The 485-nt window shown below is 26.8% G+C and carries 2 protein-coding genes; both read right to left on the reverse strand.

From position 1 onward, the window contains the following. Positions 1–9 precede the first annotated feature (9 nt). On the reverse strand, positions 10–231 hold the full coding sequence (locus tag BRSU_RS14095) for a hypothetical protein (protein WP_048595983.1): 222 nt from the start codon (positions 229–231) through the stop codon (positions 10–12). Positions 232–239: 8 nt separating this feature from the next. Next, entirely contained in the window at positions 240–449 is a 210-nt protein-coding gene (locus BRSU_RS14100) for a hypothetical protein (protein WP_048596224.1), read from the reverse strand. Positions 450–485 lie beyond the last annotated feature (36 nt).

The raw sequence follows: 485 nt of genomic DNA on the forward strand, positions 1-485 counted from the left end.
GATTATTAATTATTTATCCCCTTCAAACTTTGACTGATAACTTTTAAATCCAGCAAGTCCAAGCAAACCTCCCATTAAAAATGGAAGAGCTTCTCCAAGCCTAACATCTTTAGAAAAAACTAAGAAAGCTATACAAACAAGCATGACCGCTGAACCTAATAAACTTATTAAACGCATACTAGAAAGATGTCCAGTCTTGGAACAAGATATTAAATCTTTTAATGCCTTCATAATCAGTCCTATGAAATTACAGCTATAAAAAACATCACACAGCCATAAGTTAATTTAATGAAATAATATATTGATGTTTTTTCTTTAATGAGAGCTTTTAATCTCTCTTTAAATGTCCCTTCTTTTTCATTCATAAACTTGTTATAGTATTTTACTATTCCAATGAAAGTAAAAACTACCATAACACCTATTAAAAAAATTAATATTAATTTAAACATATTTTCTCCTTAAAACTATTTATAAACTTTTAATTT

It is taken from the genome of Brachyspira suanatina, assembly GCF_001049755.1.
GTDB classification, from domain to species: Bacteria; Spirochaetota; Brachyspiria; order Brachyspirales; family Brachyspiraceae; genus Brachyspira; species Brachyspira suanatina.